The organism is Oscillospiraceae bacterium, assembly GCA_025757985.1.
In the GTDB taxonomy this organism is placed as follows: domain Bacteria; phylum Bacillota; class Clostridia; order Oscillospirales; family Ruminococcaceae; genus Gemmiger.
On record CP107210.1, the window covers coordinates 1,937,087 to 1,955,888 of the forward strand.

Annotated in this window: 12 protein-coding genes; 10 read left to right on the plus strand and 2 right to left on the minus strand. The window is 61.6% G+C overall.

Annotation, left to right across the window (positions count from 1 at the left end):
• Positions 1–21: 21 nt before the first annotated feature.
• Positions 22–849 (minus strand): RNA methyltransferase, encoded by an 828-nt coding sequence (locus tag OGM67_09515; protein ID UYJ33824.1) that lies wholly within the window; start codon positions 847–849, stop codon positions 22–24.
• A 178-nt stretch (positions 850–1,027) separates the two neighbouring features.
• Positions 1,028–2,317: an O-acetylhomoserine aminocarboxypropyltransferase/cysteine synthase gene (locus OGM67_09520; protein UYJ33825.1), complete on the minus strand. Its 1,290-nt coding sequence runs from the start codon at positions 2,315–2,317 to the stop codon at positions 1,028–1,030.
• A 618-nt stretch (positions 2,318–2,935) separates the two neighbouring features.
• On the opposite strand from OGM67_09520, the gene OGM67_09525 reads away from it, so the two are divergent.
• From OGM67_09525 to OGM67_09570, 10 genes are all read left to right on the plus strand, one after another.
• The gene (locus tag OGM67_09525) at positions 2,936–3,919 is read left to right on the plus strand and encodes an NAD-dependent 4,6-dehydratase LegB (protein ID UYJ33826.1); all 984 of its coding nucleotides are present in this window, start codon (positions 2,936–2,938) and stop codon (positions 3,917–3,919) included.
• Positions 3,920–4,025: 106 nt separating this feature from the next.
• The gene (locus OGM67_09530; protein ID UYJ33827.1) at positions 4,026–5,708 is read left to right on the plus strand and encodes a DUF2142 domain-containing protein; all 1,683 of its coding nucleotides are present in this window, start codon (positions 4,026–4,028) and stop codon (positions 5,706–5,708) included.
• A 161-nt stretch (positions 5,709–5,869) separates the two neighbouring features.
• The gene (locus OGM67_09535) at positions 5,870–7,864 is read left to right on the plus strand and encodes a hypothetical protein (GenBank protein ID UYJ33828.1); all 1,995 of its coding nucleotides are present in this window, start codon (positions 5,870–5,872) and stop codon (positions 7,862–7,864) included.
• Positions 7,865–8,488: a hypothetical protein gene (locus OGM67_09540; GenBank protein ID UYJ33829.1), complete on the plus strand. Its 624-nt coding sequence runs from the start codon at positions 7,865–7,867 to the stop codon at positions 8,486–8,488.
• A 190-nt stretch (positions 8,489–8,678) separates the two neighbouring features.
• Positions 8,679–10,775, plus strand: a complete 2,097-nt coding sequence (locus OGM67_09545) for a hypothetical protein (GenBank protein UYJ33830.1) — start codon at positions 8,679–8,681, stop codon at positions 10,773–10,775.
• Positions 10,772–11,413 carry a hypothetical protein gene (locus tag OGM67_09550; GenBank protein UYJ33831.1) on the plus strand — a complete coding sequence of 214 codons (642 nt, stop codon included), beginning with the start codon at positions 10,772–10,774 and terminating at the stop codon, positions 11,411–11,413. Before OGM67_09545 ends, OGM67_09550 begins: the two co-directional genes overlap by 4 nt.
• Positions 11,414–11,623: 210 nt before the next feature.
• On the plus strand, positions 11,624–13,633 hold the full coding sequence (locus tag OGM67_09555; GenBank protein ID UYJ33832.1) for a response regulator: 2,010 nt from the start codon (positions 11,624–11,626) through the stop codon (positions 13,631–13,633).
• Between the two features lie 26 nt (positions 13,634–13,659).
• A complete protein-coding gene (locus OGM67_09560; protein UYJ33833.1) occupies positions 13,660–14,004 on the plus strand; it encodes an Hpt domain-containing protein in 345 nt (114 codons plus the stop codon).
• An 81-nt stretch (positions 14,005–14,085) separates the two neighbouring features.
• On the plus strand, positions 14,086–16,929 hold the full coding sequence (locus OGM67_09565; protein UYJ33834.1) for a transporter substrate-binding domain-containing protein: 2,844 nt from the start codon (positions 14,086–14,088) through the stop codon (positions 16,927–16,929).
• A gap of 149 nt (positions 16,930–17,078) precedes the next feature.
• On the plus strand, positions 17,079–18,725 hold the full coding sequence (locus OGM67_09570) for a CTP synthase (protein ID UYJ33835.1): 1,647 nt from the start codon (positions 17,079–17,081) through the stop codon (positions 18,723–18,725).
• Positions 18,726–18,802: the final 77 nt, after the last annotated feature.

Genomic DNA, 18,802 nt, shown 5'->3' on the forward strand with positions numbered 1-18,802 from the left:
TTCCGTCATTTTTTCGGCAGCTTACCGCTTGCGCAGCTCCCAGAATGCCACCGCACCGGCGGCGGCCACATTCAGCGAATCCACGCCGTGCTGCATCGGGATCATGACCGTGTAGTCGCAGCGGGCGATCGTGCTGTGTGCCAGACCGTCCCCCTCTGTGCCAAGGACGATGGCCAGCTTTTCCTCCGCCTGCAGCGCCGGGTCGTCAATGCTGACGGCGCGGTCATCCAGCGCCATAGCGGCCGTTTTAAAGCCCATCGCGTGCAGGCGGTCCATGCCCTTTTCGGGCCAGTCGGCGGGGGTGTCACCCAGCGTGGCCCATGGCACCTGAAACACCGTACCCATGCTGACCCGCACCGCACGGCGGCACAGCGGGTCGCAGCAGGAGGGCGACAGCAGGACGGCGTCTACACCGAGCGCTGTGGCGCTGCGGAAGATGGCCCCGATGTTCGTGGAGTCCACGATGCCCTCCAGCACGGCCACCCGGCTGGCGCTGCGGCACAGCTCCTCCGCCCGGCGCGGTGCGGGGCGGCGCATGGCGCACAGCACGCCCCGGGTCAGCGCGTAGCCGGTCAGCGCTTGCAGCACGCTGCGGTCTGCGGTGTAGACCACAGCCCCGGGGCAGCGGGCCAGCACCCCGGCGGCCGGGCCGTCGATCTGCCGGCGCTCCATCAAAAAGGAGAGCGGCTCGCACCCGGCATCCAGCGCCGTGCCGATGACCTTGGGGCTTTCAGCGATGAAGATGCCCTTTTCCGGCTCCAGCTTATTGCGCAGCTGGGATTCGGTCAGCTTGGTATATACCGCCAGCTCGGGGGCGTTTAAATCTGTGATTTCGATAATATGGGGCATGAGGATAGCTCCTTTGCGGGAGAATTTGTATATAAATGATACAACAAACATTGACGCGGTGCAAGCCCCAAGCCTTCCCCCTAGGGGGAAGGCTCTCTGCGTAAACAAAGCCCGCCGCCCATGGGGCTTGCAACCCACGGGCGGCGGCCGGGTCTTATTATTTAGCGGCGCAGCGGCATCACTCGACTGCGTTCAGCGCCTGATCGAGATCGGCGATGATGTCATCGACATGCTCAGTGCCGATGGACAGGCGGATCGTGTTGCGGCCGATGCCTACATCGGCAAGCTCCGCATCGGAGAGTTGGCCGTGGGTCGTGGTGGCCGGGTGGATTACAAGGCTCTTGACATCGGCGACATTGGCCAGCAGAGAGAAGATCTGCAGATGATCGATGAACTCGAAGGCCTCCTTCTGGCCGCCCTTGATGTTGAAGGTGAAGATCGACGCGCCTCCGTTGGGGAAGTACTTCTCATACAGGGCGTGGTCGGGGTGGTCGGGCAGGCTGGGGTGGTTGACCTTCTCCACCTTGGGGTGGTGGGTCAGGAACTCGACAACCTTTTTGGTGTTCTCATTGTGGCGGTCCAGACGCAGGGAGAGCGTCTCGGTACCCTGCAGCAGCACCCATGCGTTGAACGGGCTGATGCAGCCGCCCAGATCGCGCAGGATCACGGCGCGCACATAGGTCACAAAGGCGGCAGGGCCGGCAGCCTCGGCAAAGCAGACGCCGTGGTAGCTGGGGTTCGGCTCCGAGAAGGCGGGGAATTTGCCGCTGGCCTTCCAGTCGAACTTGCCGGAGTCAACGATGATGCCGCCCAGAGAGGTGCCGTGGCCGCCGATGAACTTGGTGGCAGAATGGACAACGATGTCGGCCCCATGCTCGATCGGGCGGATCAGGTAGGGCGTGCCGAAGGTGTTGTCGATGACAAGCGGAATGCTGTGCTTGTGGGCGATAGCGGCAATGGCGTCAATGTCGGGGATGTCGGCGTTGGGGTTGCCAAGCGTTTCAATATAGACAGCGCGGGTGTTGTCCTGAATGGCAGCCTCGACCTCGGCCAGATCATGGGCGTTGACAAAGGTCGTCTGCACACCGAACGCGGGCAGTGTGTGGGCCAGCAGGTTGGAGGTGCCGCCGTAGATGGTTTTTTGCGCCACAATGTGCCCGCCGTTCTGGGCCAGTGCCTGAAGGGTGTAGTCGATGGCAGCGGCGCCGGAGGCAACGGCCAGCGCGGCAACGCCGCCCTCCAGAGCCGCGATGCGCTTTTCAAAAACATCCTCGGTGGAGTTGGTCAGGCGGCCGTAGATGTTGCCCTCGGCCCTCAGGGCAAAGCGGTCAGCGGCATTCTGGGAATTGGGGAACACATAGGAGGTGGTCTGGTAGATCGGCACCGCGCGGGAATCGGTGACGGGATCGGCCTGCTCCTGGCCGACATGCAGCTGAAGGGTCTCAAAGTGCAGTTTACGCTCGCTCATGATAGAATCCTCATTTCTGTTTTTATTCTGTTTGATTTTGTATAAAAGAAAAGCCGGGGGCTGCTTGGCGCAACTCCCGGGCAGAATATACAGTGCGGCGCGAAATTTTACAGACAATGCAAAGCAATGCCCCGCGCCCAGACTGCTGCCGCCCGGGAGATGGGCATTCGGCCGCAGCGGAAATTCTGACGCAGCAGACTGCCGAAGACATGAGCCATTGTGCTTTGCACCTCCTCTTTTTCGTGATAAACCTATGTGCTTTGTAGGTTGACTATATCGTAACACGGAATTTACCGCATGTCAATAGGGTTGTAGGGATTTTTTTGCCGCAAATTTTGAATGATGCGCTGTACCGGGCACGGCCAGAGCCCTTCCGGCCATCGCTGACGCTCGCCCACCTCCCCTGAGAGGGGAGGCCGTTTGCGCGGGCGAAGCCCGCGAGAAAAGGCGCCCCGCTGTGCGGGGAGCTGGCCGAGCCTGCGAGGCCTGAGGGGCTTTCCACGCAACCGCCCATTCACTATTCGTAACTTACAGTTGAAATCTTTCCCGAAATCGGTTATACTGTTTTGTAATAAAATGAAGTATGGGGCACTGTCCCCTTGAATAAAGGAGCATACAATGGCACATTCCGTTATGGTCACCGGTGCAGACGGCTTTATTGGCAGCCATCTGACCGAAGAACTCGTCAAGCGCGGCGAAAAGGTCCGCGCATTCTGCCTGTACAATTCCTTCGGCTCGCTGGGCTGGATCGACACCCTGCCGCCGGAGATCCGCAAGGAAATCGACATTTTCATGGGTGATGTGCGCGACCCCAACGGCGTGCGCACCGCCATGCGCGGGCAGGAGCGGGTGTTCCACCTTGCCGCTCTCATTGCGATCCCCTTCTCCTACCACAGCCCGGACAGCTATGTGGACACCAACATCAAGGGCACGCTGAATGTGCTGAACGCCGCGCGTGAGCTGGACACCCAGCGCGTACTCGTCACCTCCACCAGCGAGGTCTACGGCACGGCACAGTATGTGCCCATCGACGAGAAGCATCCCTTCCAGGGGCAAAGCCCCTACTCTGCCACCAAGATCGGTGCCGACCGTCTGGCCGAGAGCTTCTACCGCAGCTTTGACCTGCCCGTGACCATCGTGCGGCCCTTCAACACCTACGGCCCGCGCCAGAGCGGGCGCGCCATCATCCCGACCATCATCACCCAGCTGCTGGCCGGCCAGACCGAGATCAAGCTCGGCAGCCTGACCCCGACCCGCGACTTCAACTATGTCAAGGACACGGCCAACGGCTTTATGACGATTGCCGACTGCGATGCCGCCATCGGGCAGGAGCTGAACATTGCCACCGGCGTGGAGCATTCCATCGGCGATCTGGCCAACGAGCTGATCGCCCAGATCAACCCCAACGCCAAGATCGTCTGCGAGGCAGAGCGCCTGCGCCCCGAAAAGAGCGAAGTCAACCGCCTGCTGGGCGATTCCACCAAGCTACGCGAGCTGACCGGCTGGAAGCCGCAGTACACCTTTGAGCAGGGCCTTGCCGCGACCATCGAGTTCCTGCGCGGCAATCTGGACCAGTACAAGGTCGGGCAGTATATCCTGTAATGTAGGGGTCGGGCATGCCCGACCCCTGACCTTGCCGCACCGGACACTTTGCGATGCGGCAAACAGCCGGGCGAGGCATGCCCCGCCCCTACCAGAATCTAAGTTTATGTCAAAAGTTTCCAAGAAAAAGTCACTTTCACCCACCGTGCAGCATCCCGCCGCCCGGTGGGCTTTCGTGTTGGTGCTGTGCGCCGCGCTGGGCATCGTGGCCAGCTACTACTGGCGCGTATTTTACGGGCTGGACGCCCGGGGCCTTGCACCGCTGGCCGTAACCGGCTTTTGTGTAGGGTTGGCTGTGCTGGCGGGTGCGGCGGCGCTGCTGCTGCGCCGGGGCAGGGACTTTGCCAAACGGGGCGCCGCCTGCATTTTGCTGTGCGGCATACTGTTTGCCTTTGCAAACCCGCCGCTGCAGACCCCCGATGAGACAGACCATTACCTGCGCACCTACGCGATCTCGATGGGCCGCTTTGACTTTGACGCCGCGCGCGGCTATCCGATGGATGTGGACGAGCTGGTCGCAGCTTTCCCCGGCGCGTGGGTCAATGCCCACACCTCGGCCGGTGTCGGCACCGACCCCGACACCCATGCCGAGCAGGCCTACAACACAGCAGGCTATGCGCTGAAGCAATACGGCAAGGACGGCCGGGTCGAGAGCATCTGGGACAGCTTTACGCAGTATCTCAACTGGGAAAGCCGCGATTCTGCGGCAGATTCCGTAACTGAGCCCATCAGCTTTTTGATTTTGCCGTTTTTGCCCGGGGCACTGGGCATGGCGCTGGCGCGGCTGCTGGGATTTGGTGCGCTGGGCTGCCTGTACGGCGGGCGGCTCGTGAACCTGCTGGCCTACGCGGCGATGTGCTATGCGGCGCTGCGCACTGCGCACAAGTGCAAGCCTGCTTTTTTGTGTATAATGCTGCTGCCGATGTCGCTCTACATGGGGGCATCGTTAAGTTATGACGCAACGCTGCTGGGCTGCTATTATCTCATGCTGGCGCTGCTGACCTGCGCCGAGTGGGACGACCGCACGGCGCTGTGGTATGCGCTGGCCTGCGTATTTGCCAACGGCACCAAGCCCTACATCAATCTTTTGTGGGTCGTGCTGCCCTTTGTGGTGCGCAGATCCGAGTGGAAAGTGCGGTTCAGCCGCGCCGTGTACGCCGTGCTGACGGCGGCGGGTGCGCTGGCGCTGACCTTCGGTGTGGAGCAGTACGGCACGCTTTTGCGCCACAACTACGGCGCGATTGCCCGGCAGGGCGGCGCAGCCGTCAACGGCGGCGCGCAGCTTTTGTTTGTTTTGAAGAATCCGCTGCGTTACATCGCGGTTTTGCTGGGCACACTGTATGAGAACGACGGTTTTATCGGCCAGCTGGGTCTGTTCGGCTGGAAGGATATGCCCGTGGCGTTTATCAGCCTGACCGCACCGCTGGTGCTGCTGCTGGCCGCAATGCTCTGCACACCCGCTGCGGATGCACTGGGCCGCCGCCGCACCGGCTGGCTGGGCGTGTTCGGGCTGGTTTATGCGGTGGGCGCGATGACGGCGATGTATATCACCTACACGCCGGTGGCCATGGTGCGCATCGTAGGGCTGCAGACGCGGTATTTCCTGCCGGTCTGGCTGCTGGTTGTGGTAGCTGCTGCCGCACTGGCCCGCCGTGCGCTTGCCCCGCGCTTGACCGCAGAAAAGGCCGCCGCGCTGGCCGTGCCCCTGTGCGGGTGGTACGCCTTTGCAGGGGCGGTGCTCTTGTTCCAGCACTACTTTGTGGGGCCGGTGTACACGATTTATAAGTAAAAGGGCTTCCCCCTTGGGGGAAGCTGTCGCCGAAGGCGACTGATGAGGGGCAGCGGTGCCTCTATAGCCCATGTAAGGGTTATCACGGGGACTTCGCCCCTCATCCGGCCTTCGGCCACCTTCCCCCAAGGGGGGAAGGCATTACAGGAAAGGAGGCTCCCATGCTGCATCTTCTCTATGCCCTTGCGCTTTTGCTTCTGCTCTGCGGTGCTTGCGCGATATTGGGCGAAAAATCCGGTCTTTCCCCCGCCCTGCTGCCGCTGCCGGTGTTGAGCGGCGCGGTCGTTGTGCTGTATCTCTGCGGCATTGCGGGCATCCTGCGGGCCGGGGCGGTGTTGGTGCTGCTGGCACTGGCCGCCGTATGGGTGCTGGGCCTTGTGCAGCTGCGCCCCGCCGGGGTGCTCAAAGCGTGGCAAAACGCCCTGTGTACGCCGGGCTTCACCCTGTTTTTGGGCGGTGCTGCGTTTATCTGGGTGCTGTTCTGCGTGCAAGAGCCGATGTTTACCCAGTGGGACGAGTTCACGGCATGGGGCCTTGCCCCCAAGATGGTCGTGGAGCGCGGCGCGTTTTATGTAGCCGACCCCGTCAACCTGAAGGCCAGCTTTACCTACCCTGCCACGAGCCTGCTCGCCTTCCTGTTCCAGCCGTTCGGCCTTTGGGCTGAGTGGGCGTGTCTGGCCGCCATCGACACACTGGCGCTGGCCTGCCTGGCCGCTGCCGCCGCGCTGCCGCGCCTGAAATGGGCCGAGGGCATTCTGGTGTTTGCCGCCGGTTTTTTGCTGCCGTACTTCTTTTCGGCCACGGCTGCGGGCAGCTACGCCGTGCAGTATGTCAACGCGATGGCCGACCTGCCGCTGGCAATGCTTTTCGGCGGCACGCTCTGCCTTTATTTTGCGGTGGGTCGTCATAAACACGCCTATTGGCTGGTCGCGCTGCCGCTGGCCGTGCTGACCCTGACCAAAGACATCTGCTTTGCCTACGGGCTGATCGCGGCTTTTTTGATCGGGCTGGACCTGCTGTTTGCGGCGGATGCGCCCATCAAAAAAGCCTTCCCGAAAGCCCTGCTTCAGGCCGGTGCGCTGGCCGTTGTTGTGCTGGCGGCGTTTTTAAGCTGGGGCCGCTATACGGCAGCCGTCACCCCCACGGCAGACACCGCTGCCAGCGTTGGCAGTGAGGGGCTGAGCTACGGCGCGGTCCTCGTGGGCGGCGTCAAGCAGCTGCTGGGCATCGGCCGTACCGAGAAATTTGCCCAGATCATGACCGCCATGGGCAGCGCGTTCTTCACCCGGCGCATCTGCCTGTTGGGCGGCGGCGTCATTGCCGTGGCGGCTATCACGATGGTGGCCGCTGCCGCGTGGCTGGCTGCGGAAAAAGGCCCGGCCCGCCGCCGGGTGCTTGCGGCCCACCTTGGGTTTGCGTTCTGCTTTGCGGCGCTGTATCTGTTTCACCTGATCCTCTACTGCTACAACTTTTCCGACCTTGAGGGGCTGATGCTCAAGGATTACGACCGTTATCTTGCCCCCTACTATCAGGCGTGGATGCTGGCGATGCTCTGCCTGCTGGCAAACGGCGCGCGGCAGCGGCTGGGCCGCCTTGCGCTGGGCGGCGCTGCGGCGGTGATCCTTGCCGTGTTCTGCTGGCGCGGCATCCCGGCTGCGGGGTTCTGGACCGGGGCCGACAGCCTGTACACGCTGCGCGCCGATGTACAAAGCCGCGCAAACACGATGAATACCGTGCTGGACTGGCCTGACCGGGTACTGGTCATCAGTCAGGGCGACGATGCCACGCGATGGTACTATTACCGCTATGAGCTGACCGCACAGGTCGTGAACGGCTTCGGCGGCTTTTACGGCCGTCTGGGCGAGACAAAGGACCGCTGGGACAGTGATTTTATGAATCTGGTCGAGAGCGAAAACTGGACGCTGTACGACTACAAGGCCGTCTGCGTGCCGGACACGCTGGTGGCCTACATGGCCGAGAAGGACTGCGATTATATCCTGATCGACCGGGCCGACGACTACCTGCAGCGGGAGTTCAGCCCCCTGTTTGAGGGCGGCCTGACGAACGACATGCCCGCGACCCTCTACCATTTTGAGGGCGCGGACGCCGCCGTACCGTTTACACTGGCGGCCGTGGCAGAAAGCGGGGTGGCGTAAATGAAAAAACCGCTTTTCAAGGCACGGCAGCTGCTGGTGCTGGCCTATCTGCTGGCGGCTGTGTTCTGGGTGGTGCGTTGCCTTGTCGGCTGCGGCGTGATGCTGAACTACCAGCTGCAGGGCAAGATGCCGCAGACGCATCTGGACGCTGCGGACCTTGTGACCGAGAGCTTTGCGCCCTATTCCTCCAACGAGTGGTGGACACCGCCGGACGATGACCCTGCGTGGTATCTTTCGACCGACAGCGATCCCCGCATCTACTGGCAGGGGCAGGGGTATATCGAAACCGTGGTTTTGGACGCGGCGCACCGGCTGCCCCCGGGCGGCGTGGCGCTGTATTACCTGAAACCCGGCCAGACCGACTACACCGAGGCGCAGAAGGTCTTTGCCCGGGTGACAGCCCCCGGCGTCTACACCTTTGATTTGGGCGGCAAGTGGGTGACGGGGCTGCGCATCGACCCCGACAGTGTGGGCGGCGTGCCGACCCTGTTCACCGGCATCGAGCTGAACCCCGCGCGGCCGTGGTATCTGCGGTTTGTACCCTCCGCCGGCTGGTGGCTGGTGCTGGCGTTTGGGCCCTGTATCGCCGCCGCCTTCATTTCCCTTTTTATAAGGAAAAAATAAAGCACACCGTAGGGGCCGGGCATGCCCGGCCCGCAGCCAAAAGGCAAAATCGCTTTTGCGGGAAAGCTGCGGGCCGCACATGTGCGGCCCCTACATTCCTGCACATTTGTAGGGGGCGGCGTCCTCGACGCCCCGCGGGCCGATGCAGGCATCGGCCCCTACAGTCAACCCATATGAAGGAGTCTACCCTATGGAACTACTCTGCGTACTTTTCGCCGTGGCGGCGTTGTTCTGCGGCTGCGCGGTGCTTACGCTGAAATGCCGCGTCCCGGCGGCGGTCGCACCGCTGACGGCGCTGTCGCTGATTGTGGCGGTGCTGACGCTGGCCGCAATGGCGGGCGTGCTGTACCCCGCCGCATGGGCGGTGTACGCGCTGTGTCTGGCGGGCGGCGTTTGGGTGCTGCTCACCCGCAAAAAACACACAGATGCGCTGCAGATGCTGTTCACACCGGGCAGTGTGTTGTTCTGGGGCATGGCGCTGGCGTTTACCGTCTACTTTTTTGTGCGCCAGCCGATGGCGGCCGATTTTGACGAGCTGAGCCTTTGGGCCACCGCTGTCAAGATCACCAAGGTCAATAACGACCTGTACGCGACCGCCGAACTGGGCACACCGTGGGCTGCGACCCAGAACCCCGGCCTGCCCTTGCTCTCGTATTTCTTCCAGTTTTTCGGCGATTATGCAGATTGGAAAATTTATGTCGGTTATGACATTTTGTATTTTTCCGTTTTTGCCGCTGTTGTGGGGGCTATCCCGCGCAGCAGGTGGCGCGTGGCCGTGCCGATGGCCGCTGTGCTGTGGTGCGTGCCGTTCTTCTTCACGAACTACAACCACACCATTTATTTAACGACCACCTACATGACCAGCTACGGCGATGTGCCCGCGGGCCTTGTGTTCGGCGGGGCGGTGGCCGCATGGCTGGCGCTGCGCCAAAATTCAGCCCCCAAATGGGCCGTGCTGCCGATTCTGGCGCTGTCTGCCAACCTGAAGGCCAATACCTTTGTATTGGCACTGGTGGCGGCGGGGCTGGTGGCTGTGGACGAGTGGCTGTTTGCCGATGACGGCGATTTCAAGGCCGGTCTGCTCCCCCGCACCGGGTTCAGCCTGGCCTGTTTTGCCGCACCGATGGCAATTTACTATCTGTGGAATGTCCGCTATGTCGGCTGGCTCGTCAGCCGCAGCGCCAGTGATTCCGGCGTCGGCGAGACGAGCGCCCCGCTGTCTGCGGTCGTTGTCAACGGCATCAAGATCCTGCTGGGCCAGCCGGTCGAGGGCTTTTACGCCGAGCGCGAGGCCCAGTTCCGCACTGCGATGGCCGACATGGGCCACCAGTTCTGGACGAGTGACGGCAAGCTGAGCATGATCGGGCAGGGCCGCAATGTGGTCGCGCTGATTGCCATCGTGTTTGTCGTGGCGATTCTGGCGGCAGCATCGCGGCGGCTCAAGGCGCGCATTGCGGTCATCGGTGCGCTGTCCGGCGTCTGCTTTTTGGGCTACAACCTCATGCTGGCGCTGAGCTACGGCTTTATCTTCAAGACCTTTCAGGCCGAGCAGCTGACCGACTACAACCGCTACATTTACAGCTATTACATCGGCTGGTTCATTCTGGCGCTGGGGTGTCTGTCGGTGGCGCTGCTGCCGCAGATCACAGTCAAGGGCGGGGCCGACGGCCCGACAGCGGTTTTTGCTGCGACCCGCCGCGAGACTGCGCCCGCGTTTGAGCTGTTTGTGCTGGCGCTGGCCTGCGGAATGCTGTTCCGCCAGAGCCAGCTGATTTTGCCGCAGCTGAGCGTGCTGGGCTTTGCGGACAGCGAGTTCACCGACCGCCGCGCCGAGCGTGCCGAGGCCGAGCTGGTGTGCAGCTATCTTGCCCCCGATGACCGCGTCTTTTATGTCGGGCAGGGTGACAACGGCGAGGGCTGGTTCAGCGCCGTGTTTGATTTCTACCCGATTTTGGTGGACTATTCCGGCACCGTGACCACGGACCCCTACACCGGCGAAACCAAGATGATCGGCGGCGGCGGCGAGCTGGGTCTGCCCGAATTGCAGCCCAGCGAGGGCGTAAAAAACACCTACTACCACGGTTTTACGGCAGAGGAGCTGGACGGCATCGTGCGCGGCAACGGCTGCACGGTGCTGTATATCCAGACGCTGGATGATATTTTTGTGCAAAGCTACGCCGATTTGTTCACCGACAAGCTGGCGGCGGCGCAGAGCGGCGAGACGCTGCTCTACCGCGTGACCGATGCGGGCTTTGCCCCGATGCAGATGGAGGTGAGCGCCCGATGAAAGCCTTGCAGAAATGGTTTGGGCGGCGCGGTGCGCTGCCGCTGACCGCCTATCTGGCGGCGCTGGCCGTCTGGGTCGTGCTGGGGGCGTTCCACCTTGGCAGTGACAGTCTGGCCCGTGCGCAGGGCCGCCTGACCGAGGAGACAATGGCTGCGACCGACTGGCAGCTGGTGGGGCTGACCCCAAACGAGGACGGCACGCTGACCACCGTGGACGGCGACCCGCAGATGATTCTGGAAAATGTCGGTGACCGCGTGGTGCGCACCATCAGCTACACCGCGCAGTTTGACGGAGAAGCGCGGGAATTGTGCCTGTACTACACAACAAAAGTCGGCGAGGATTACTCTGCCGACCGCCGGGTGTTCCCCCGGAGTGTGGGCGAAGGACGGTACATCTACACGCTGCCCCGCACCAGTCTGGCCGCGCTGCGCCTCGACCCCTGCAGCCCGGAGGAAAACAAGACCGTGACCCTGACGATGAGCAGCATCACGCTGAACGCCGCTGACACGCTGCCGCACTTCTGGCAGTATTTTGTGCCAAGCTGGTATCAGGCATTCTGTCTGGTGCTTTACCCCGCTCTGGCGGCAGCCGCTGTCAGCATGGCGGCCGCCATCGTACCGGGCAGAAAAAGAAACTGACCCGCAAGCCCTCCGTGGGCTTGCTGCTGTGTTGCGTTATACCGGGCAGCCTACCCGCCGTGGGGGCTGCCCGGTTTTTTCGACTATTTTCGACTATTTTGCACAAATCTGTTGCTTTTAACGGTAGCCATATACTATAATATAGACAGTATGGGGGTCTGCGCCCCCTTCCCCGTGCAGGTTAAATTTTGTAAGGGCACAGGTGAGAGCATGCGTGAAGCGAAACAGAGGATCCTGATTGCGGACGATTCCGCCATGAACCGCGCCATACTGACAGAGATGCTGGGTGACGGTTATGACATTCTGGAGGCGGAGAACGGCCTGCAGGCCGTGTCGGTCATGCAGTCGGACGAGAATATCGACCTGCTGCTGCTTGACATCATGATGCCCGAGATGGACGGCTTTGAAGTGCTGGCCATGATGAAGAAATGTCACTGGATCGACGATATTCCCGTCATCATGATCTCTGCCGAGAATGCGTCCAGCTTTGTGGAGCGCGCCTATGACCTCGGCGCAAGCGACTATATCAGCCGCCCGTTTGACACCGCCGTGGTCCGCCGCCGCGTTATCAACACCCTGATGCTTTCTGCCAAGCAGAAGCGGCTGGTTCAGCTGGTGGCCGAGCAGGTCTACGAAAAAGAAAAAAGCAACTCCACGATGATCAACATCCTGAGCCATATCGTGGAATTCCGCAACGGCGAGAGCGGCCTGCATGTGCTGCACATCCAGACTGCAACCGAAATCCTGCTGCACACGCTGGTACAGCAGACCGACCGCTACAAGCTGACCTCCGCCGATATATCGCTGATCAGCACGGCGTCCGCACTGCACGACATCGGCAAGATCAACATTCCCGAATCCATCCTGAACAAGCCCGGCAAGCTGACGAAGGAAGAATTTGACACGATGAAGACCCACACCACGATCGGTGCGGAGATCCTCGACAAGCTGCCCTTCCAGCAGGAGAGCGATCTGGTCAAGACGGCCTACGCCATCTGCCGCTGGCACCACGAGCGGTATGACGGGCGCGGCTACCCGGACGGGCTGAGGGGGGAGCAGATCCCCATTGCCGCGCAGGTCGTGGCGATGGCCGATGTCTATGACGCGCTGACGAGTGAGCGCTGCTACAAAAAGGCCTACAGCCATGACACCGCCATACAGATGATCCTGAACGGCGAGTGCGGTGCCTTCAACCCGCTGCTGCTGCAGTGCCTGCAGGAGGCCGCGCCGCGCCTGCAGGCCGAGCTGAGTACCTCCGCCGCAGCCGATGCCCCCCGCAACACCCTTGCCGAGGCGCAGCACCTCTCGGAGACGCTGCTGGAGGAGAACGCGCTGCCCGGGCAGGACCGCATTCTCCGCGTGCTGTCGGTGCTGCGTGCCAAAGCGGACTTTTTTGTCAAAAACGCCCGCTGCATCCAAATGGAATACAACGATACCACGGGCCTGGTCCACTTTTCGCCGTGGGCGGTCGAGCATATGAAGGTCCCTGCCGAGCTGCATCTGCCCGAGGACATCGACAAATCCGCCTTCACGCGGGAGGGTATCCGCCGCATCCAGAAAGCGCTGCGCGCGACCACCAGTGCCCACCCCAACACCGAGCTTTCGATGCTGCTGCCCGTTGACGGCGAGCTGCGCTGGCACCGCATCGCCCTGCGCAGCATCTGGAGTGAGAACGATCCCCCCTTCTATCTGGGCGCAGTGGGGCAGGCAGCCCCCGTTGAGGAGCTTTGCGACTACCACCGCGAGCTTTCCCGCGATGTGCTGACCCACGCCTACAACCGCAGCTTTTTTGAGAGCCATCTGCTGCAGCAGATGGAGGCGGACGGCGTCCTGCTGCTTGACCTCGACCATTTCGGCACAATCAACGAGACCTACGGCCGTCAGGCCGGCGACATTGCGATCCGCACCGTGGTGGGTGCGGTCTCGGCCTGTGTGCGCAGCAGCAGCGATGCGCTGGTGCGCTACGGTGATGACGAGTTCCTGCTGCTGTTCCCCCATATCTCGCCGCATATCTTTGCACAGCGGGCGGAGGAGATCCGCGCCTCGGTCGAGTCGATCCGGCTGACCGACTACCCCGACCTGCGCCTGACGGTCTCTCTCGGCGGCGTGTACGGCGCCTGCCCGATCGAGCCGGCCATTGTACAGGCCGAGACACTGCTGCACGATGCCAAGCAGACAAGAAACTGCTGCCTGCTCCGCCAATATACTGAGGAAAAATGATTTCATTGTCAGAAAGGTGATTTACCATGACATTACAGGAATTTTATGCCCGTGTCGGCGGCGATTACAGCGCCACCCTCAGCCGCCTGCCCAGCGAGGCACTCATCAAAAAATTTGTTCTGAAATACCCCGGCGACCCCAGCTTTGAGCAGCTGCGGGCTGCGCTGGACGCGCAGGACTGGGAGCTGGCTTTCCGTGCCAGCCACACCCTCAAGGGCGTGGCCCAGAACCTCGGCATGGACCGCCTGTACAAGGCCGCCGCCGCCCTCTGCGATGCGGTGCGCGGCCCCAAGCCGCTGGAGGATGCAAGCCTCTGGCCACCCGTCCTTGCCGCCCATGAGGAAGTGCTGGCGGCGGTCCGGGAACTGTAAAGCACCCACTTGCAGGCCGGTCCTGCAGAATACTATGTGCGGTGCCTCTGCCGCCGCACAGGAAACCGGAGTGCTCCTGCCATGTATAATAAAAAGGAGAGCTTTCCCGCCCTGCGGCGCGCGGTCTGCTGCCTGCTGCTTGCCAGTATGCTGCTGGCCGCACTACTGGGCTTTGCCATGCCCGCCAGCGCGGCGGGCAGCAATGACACCCCCCAGCGCACCCTGCGCGTAGGCTTTTACGCCTACACGGGCTACCATGTCATGGATAAGGACGGCCACCGCAGCGGCTATTCCTACGAGGTACTGCAGCGGATCGCCCAGTATGAGAATGTAAAGTTTGAGTATGTGGCCTACGACTGTAATGCCAACGAGGCCGCTGACATGCTGGAGCGTGGCGAGATCGACCTGCTGCCCACGCTGCGCAAGACGCCGGAGCGCGCCGAGCGCTTTGCCTTCTCCAGCGAGCCGATCTCCAATCTGGCCACAATGCTGACCGTCAAGGCCGGCAACCGCAGCATCGTTGCGGGCGACTACGAAACCTACGACGGCATGATCGTCGGCATGAGCCGCCGCGGCAACGGCCGCAACCAGAGCTTTATCCATTACGCCGAGGAGCACGGCTTTACCTACACGCCGATCTACTTCGACACGGACGAGGAGCTTTCGCTGGCGCTGCGCACCGGGGTGATCACAGCGGCCGTTTCCAACCGGCTGCGCAAAACCAACAACGAGTGGATCATCGACACCTTTGACCTGCAGGACTGCTACATTGCCGTGCGCAAGGATGACAGCGCCACCCTGCAGCTGGTCAATGACGCACTGGCCAAGATGGACCGCGATGACCCCACCTGGCGCACGACCCTGTTTGACAAGTACAACAAGAACATCCACTCCAGCAACAAGCTCTACCTGACCGCCGCTGAGGAAAACTACATCACCACCCACAACGCAAACGGCACCATCTTTCAGGTTCTGGTCAACCCGGACCGCTACCCCTACTCCTATCTGGACGAGGACGGCTGCCCGACCGGCATCATGGTAGACCTCTTTAAGCTCGTGGCGGACCGCGCCCAGCTGCACTACAGCTTTTTGGCACCGACCAGCCGCAGCGAATACCGCACGATGCTTGATAGCAGCGGTGCTGATTTCGTCATAGATTTCTCCGATGATTACTCCACGGCGGAGGATTACGGCTACCAGCTGACAAATTCCTACCTTTCGGCGGAGTTTTCATGGGTCATGCTGCGCAGCCACAGCGGCGGACTGAGCAAGGCGGTCGTGCCCGACAATTTCAACTCCGATTCGCTTGAGCTGCCGGGCCTGCAGGATATTTCAAATGTAAAATACGCAGATTCCTTTGACGACTGTCTGGCGGCTGTGCGCAGCGGCGATGCGGACGCCTGCTACACCTACACCTATCAGGCCGAGCGCGCCGTCTTTGACGATAAGTATAACGAGCTGCGCGCGATGCTCAGCGATGAGCGCCGCAGCTTCTGCATCGGCGTGCGCGCTGACTATGATGTACTTCTGCTCAGCGTGCTGAACAAGAGCGTGGACAGCCTGACCCGTGCCGATGTCGTGGCGCTGACCAATAAGTATATCAATCTGGGCCGGCAGGAATTCTCGCTGGTGCGCCTGACCTACCAGTATCCCCTCTTTGTGGTGCTCATCGTGCTCTGCGTGATCATCACCAATGTCTGCGTGGTGCTTTCGATGCGCGCGCGCCGCTTCCGCGATTTGACCGAGGCTGCCCTGCACCGTGCTGAGGAGGCCAGCGCCGCCAAGACCGAGTTTTTGTCCAACATGTCCCACGACATCCGCACCCCCATCAACGGCATCATGGGCATGCTGGATATTGCCGAGGAAAACTTTGAGGATCAGGCCCGCGTCAGGGACTGCCTTACCAAGATGCGGGGCGCAGCCTCCCACCTGCTGTCGCTCGTCAACGATGTGCTGGACATGTCCAAGATCGAGTCCGGCAGCATGAAGCTGCTCAACAATCCCTTTGATCTGCGCGTGCTGCTGCAGGCCTGCTGCGACATCGTGGAGGGGCAGATCATTGAGCGCAAGCTTACCTTCACCAAGCAGATCGGCCCGTTCTGGCACCCCTATCTCGTCGGCAGTGAGCTGCATGTCCGGCAGGTGCTGATCAATATCCTCTCCAACGCCGTCAAGTACACACCGGACGGCGGCACGATCCGCTTCTGCGCCAAGGAGACCCTGTATGAGGAGGGCCTTGTTCATCTGCGCATGGAGATCACGGACAACGGCATCGGCATGAGCGAGGAATTTCTGCAGCATATCTTTGAGCCCTTTACGCAGGAGCAGCGCTCAAGCCGCACCCACTACAAGGGCACAGGCCTCGGCATGGCCATCACGAAGAAGCTTGTTGACCAGATGCACGGCTCGCTCGATGTCGAGAGTGAGCCCGGCAAGGGCTCGACCTTCATCGTGCGGCTGTCGCTGCCGGTGGACCCCACGCCCCACCCTGTGGCCGCGCAGCAGCCCGCCAAGCAGGAGGAGACGCCGACCCTTGCGTGGCTGCACCTGCTGCTGGCCGAGGACAATGAGCTGAACAGCGAGATTGCTGTGACCCTGCTGGAGGCAGAGGGCGCCGAGGTGACGGCCGTGACCAACGGCCGCGAGGCGGTCGATGCCATCCAGCACGCCGCGCCCCACACCTACGATGCCGTCCTGATGGATGTCATGATGCCCGAGATGAACGGCCTTGAGGCCACCCGCTGCATCCGCGCCTTTGAGGGCGTTGGCCCCGATGAGGGCACGCCGATCATTGCAATGACAGCCAATGTCTTTGCCGATGATGTGCGCGCCTGCCTCGAGTCCGGCATGAACAGCCATGTCGGCAAGCCGCTCGACATGCGGATCCTGATGCGCGAGATCCTCAAGTACACCCACCGAAGCTGAAGAATCTAAAGTCTGCGCCATTATTTTTTAACAAAAATTAAAAATTACGCCCGCCTTATTGCAAAAACGATTTTTTCCGATGTATAATGGAAAGGAATTTTTTTGGGATACGGCGGGCGTTTCTGCGTCCCCGGTATGGAGGGTGAATTATGGCAACGAAGTATATTTTTGTGACCGGCGGCGTTGTCTCCGGTCTGGGCAAGGGCATCACGGCGGCCAGTCTGGGGCGGCTGCTTAAAACGCGCGGGCTGAAGGTCGCCAGCCAGAAGCTGGACCCCTATATCAATGTGGACCCGGGCACGATGAGCCCGCTGCAGCACGGCGAGGTCTTTGTGACGGACGACGGCACCGAGACCGACCTCGACCTCGGCCATTATGAGCGCTTTACCGATGAAAACCTGAACAAATACTCCAACCTGACCACCGGCAAGGTCTACTGGAATGTCCTGAACAAGGAGCGTCAGGGCGCCTATCTGGGCCAGACCGTGCAGATCATCCCCCACATCACCAACGAGATCAAGAGCTACATCTACAACCTTGCCAAAAGCACCGAGGCTGATGTTGTCATCACCGAGATCGGCGGCACGACCGGCGACATCGAGAGCCAGCCCTTTCTGGAGGCCATCCGTCAGGTCGGGCTGGAGCAGGGCCCCGAGAACTGCTGCTACATCCATGTCGTGCTGGTGCCCTACATTTCCGGCTCCGATGAGTACAAGTCCAAGCCGGCCCAGCACTCCTGCAAGGAGCTGCAGGGCATGGGCATCTGCCCCAACATCATCGTCCTGCGTGCCGATGGCCCGGTCGGCAATGACATCAAGCGCAAGATCAGCATGTTCTGCAATGTGCGCCCCGACTGCGTGATTGAGAACCTGACGATGCCGAGCCTTTACGAGTGCCCGCTGATGCTGGAATCCGCAGGGCTTACCAATGTTGTGGCCCGCCAGCTGCACCTGCAGACCCCGCCGAGCGACCTGACCGAGTGGAAAGAGCTGATCAGCCGCATTGCCACCCGCAGCAAGACCTGCACCATCGCACTGGTGGGCAAGTATGTCAAGCTGCACGATGCCTACCTCAGCGTTATGGAGAGCCTGTACCACGCCGGCTTTGAGAATGAGAGCAAGGTCGAGATCAAGTGGGTGGACAGCGAGCATCTGGTGGACCAGAGCTGCTGCGCCGAGGAGCTGGGCGATGTGGACGGCATCATCATTCCCGGCGGCTTCGGCGACCGCGGCATCGAGGGGATGATTCAGGCTGCCCAGTACGCGCGGGAGAACCATGTCCCCTACTTCGGCATCTGTCTGGGTATGCAGATCATGGTCATGGAGTACGCCCGCAATGTGCTGGGCTACGCAGACGCCAACTCCAGCGAGTTTGCCCCCGAGGGCCATCACAATGTCATTGACCTGATGCCCGACCAGCAGGGCGTTGAGACGAAGGGCGGCACGATGCGGCTGGGCAAGTACCCCTGCACCATCACCCCCGGCACCAGAATGGCCGAATGCTACGGCACAACTGAAATTGATGAGCGCCACCGCCACCGCTATGAGTTCAACAATGCGTTCCGCGCCGAGTTTGAGGAGAAGGGCCTTGTCATTGCCGGCACCAGCCCCGACGGCCGCCTTGTCGAGGCGGTCGAGATCCCGGGGCGCGACTTCCACCTCGGCGCACAGTTCCACCCCGAGTTCAAGAGCCGCCCGAACCGCGCCCATCCCCTGTTCAAGGGCTTCATCGCCGCCGCGCTGCAGTACCAGAGCGCGCACACCCCGACCGACCACCCTGCCTCGCTGGGGGAGTAATTTCATAAATTTTGCCCCGCCGTCAAGGCGGGGCTTTTTTAGCCTTCCCCTGAGGGGGAAGGTGGCGCGAAGCGCCG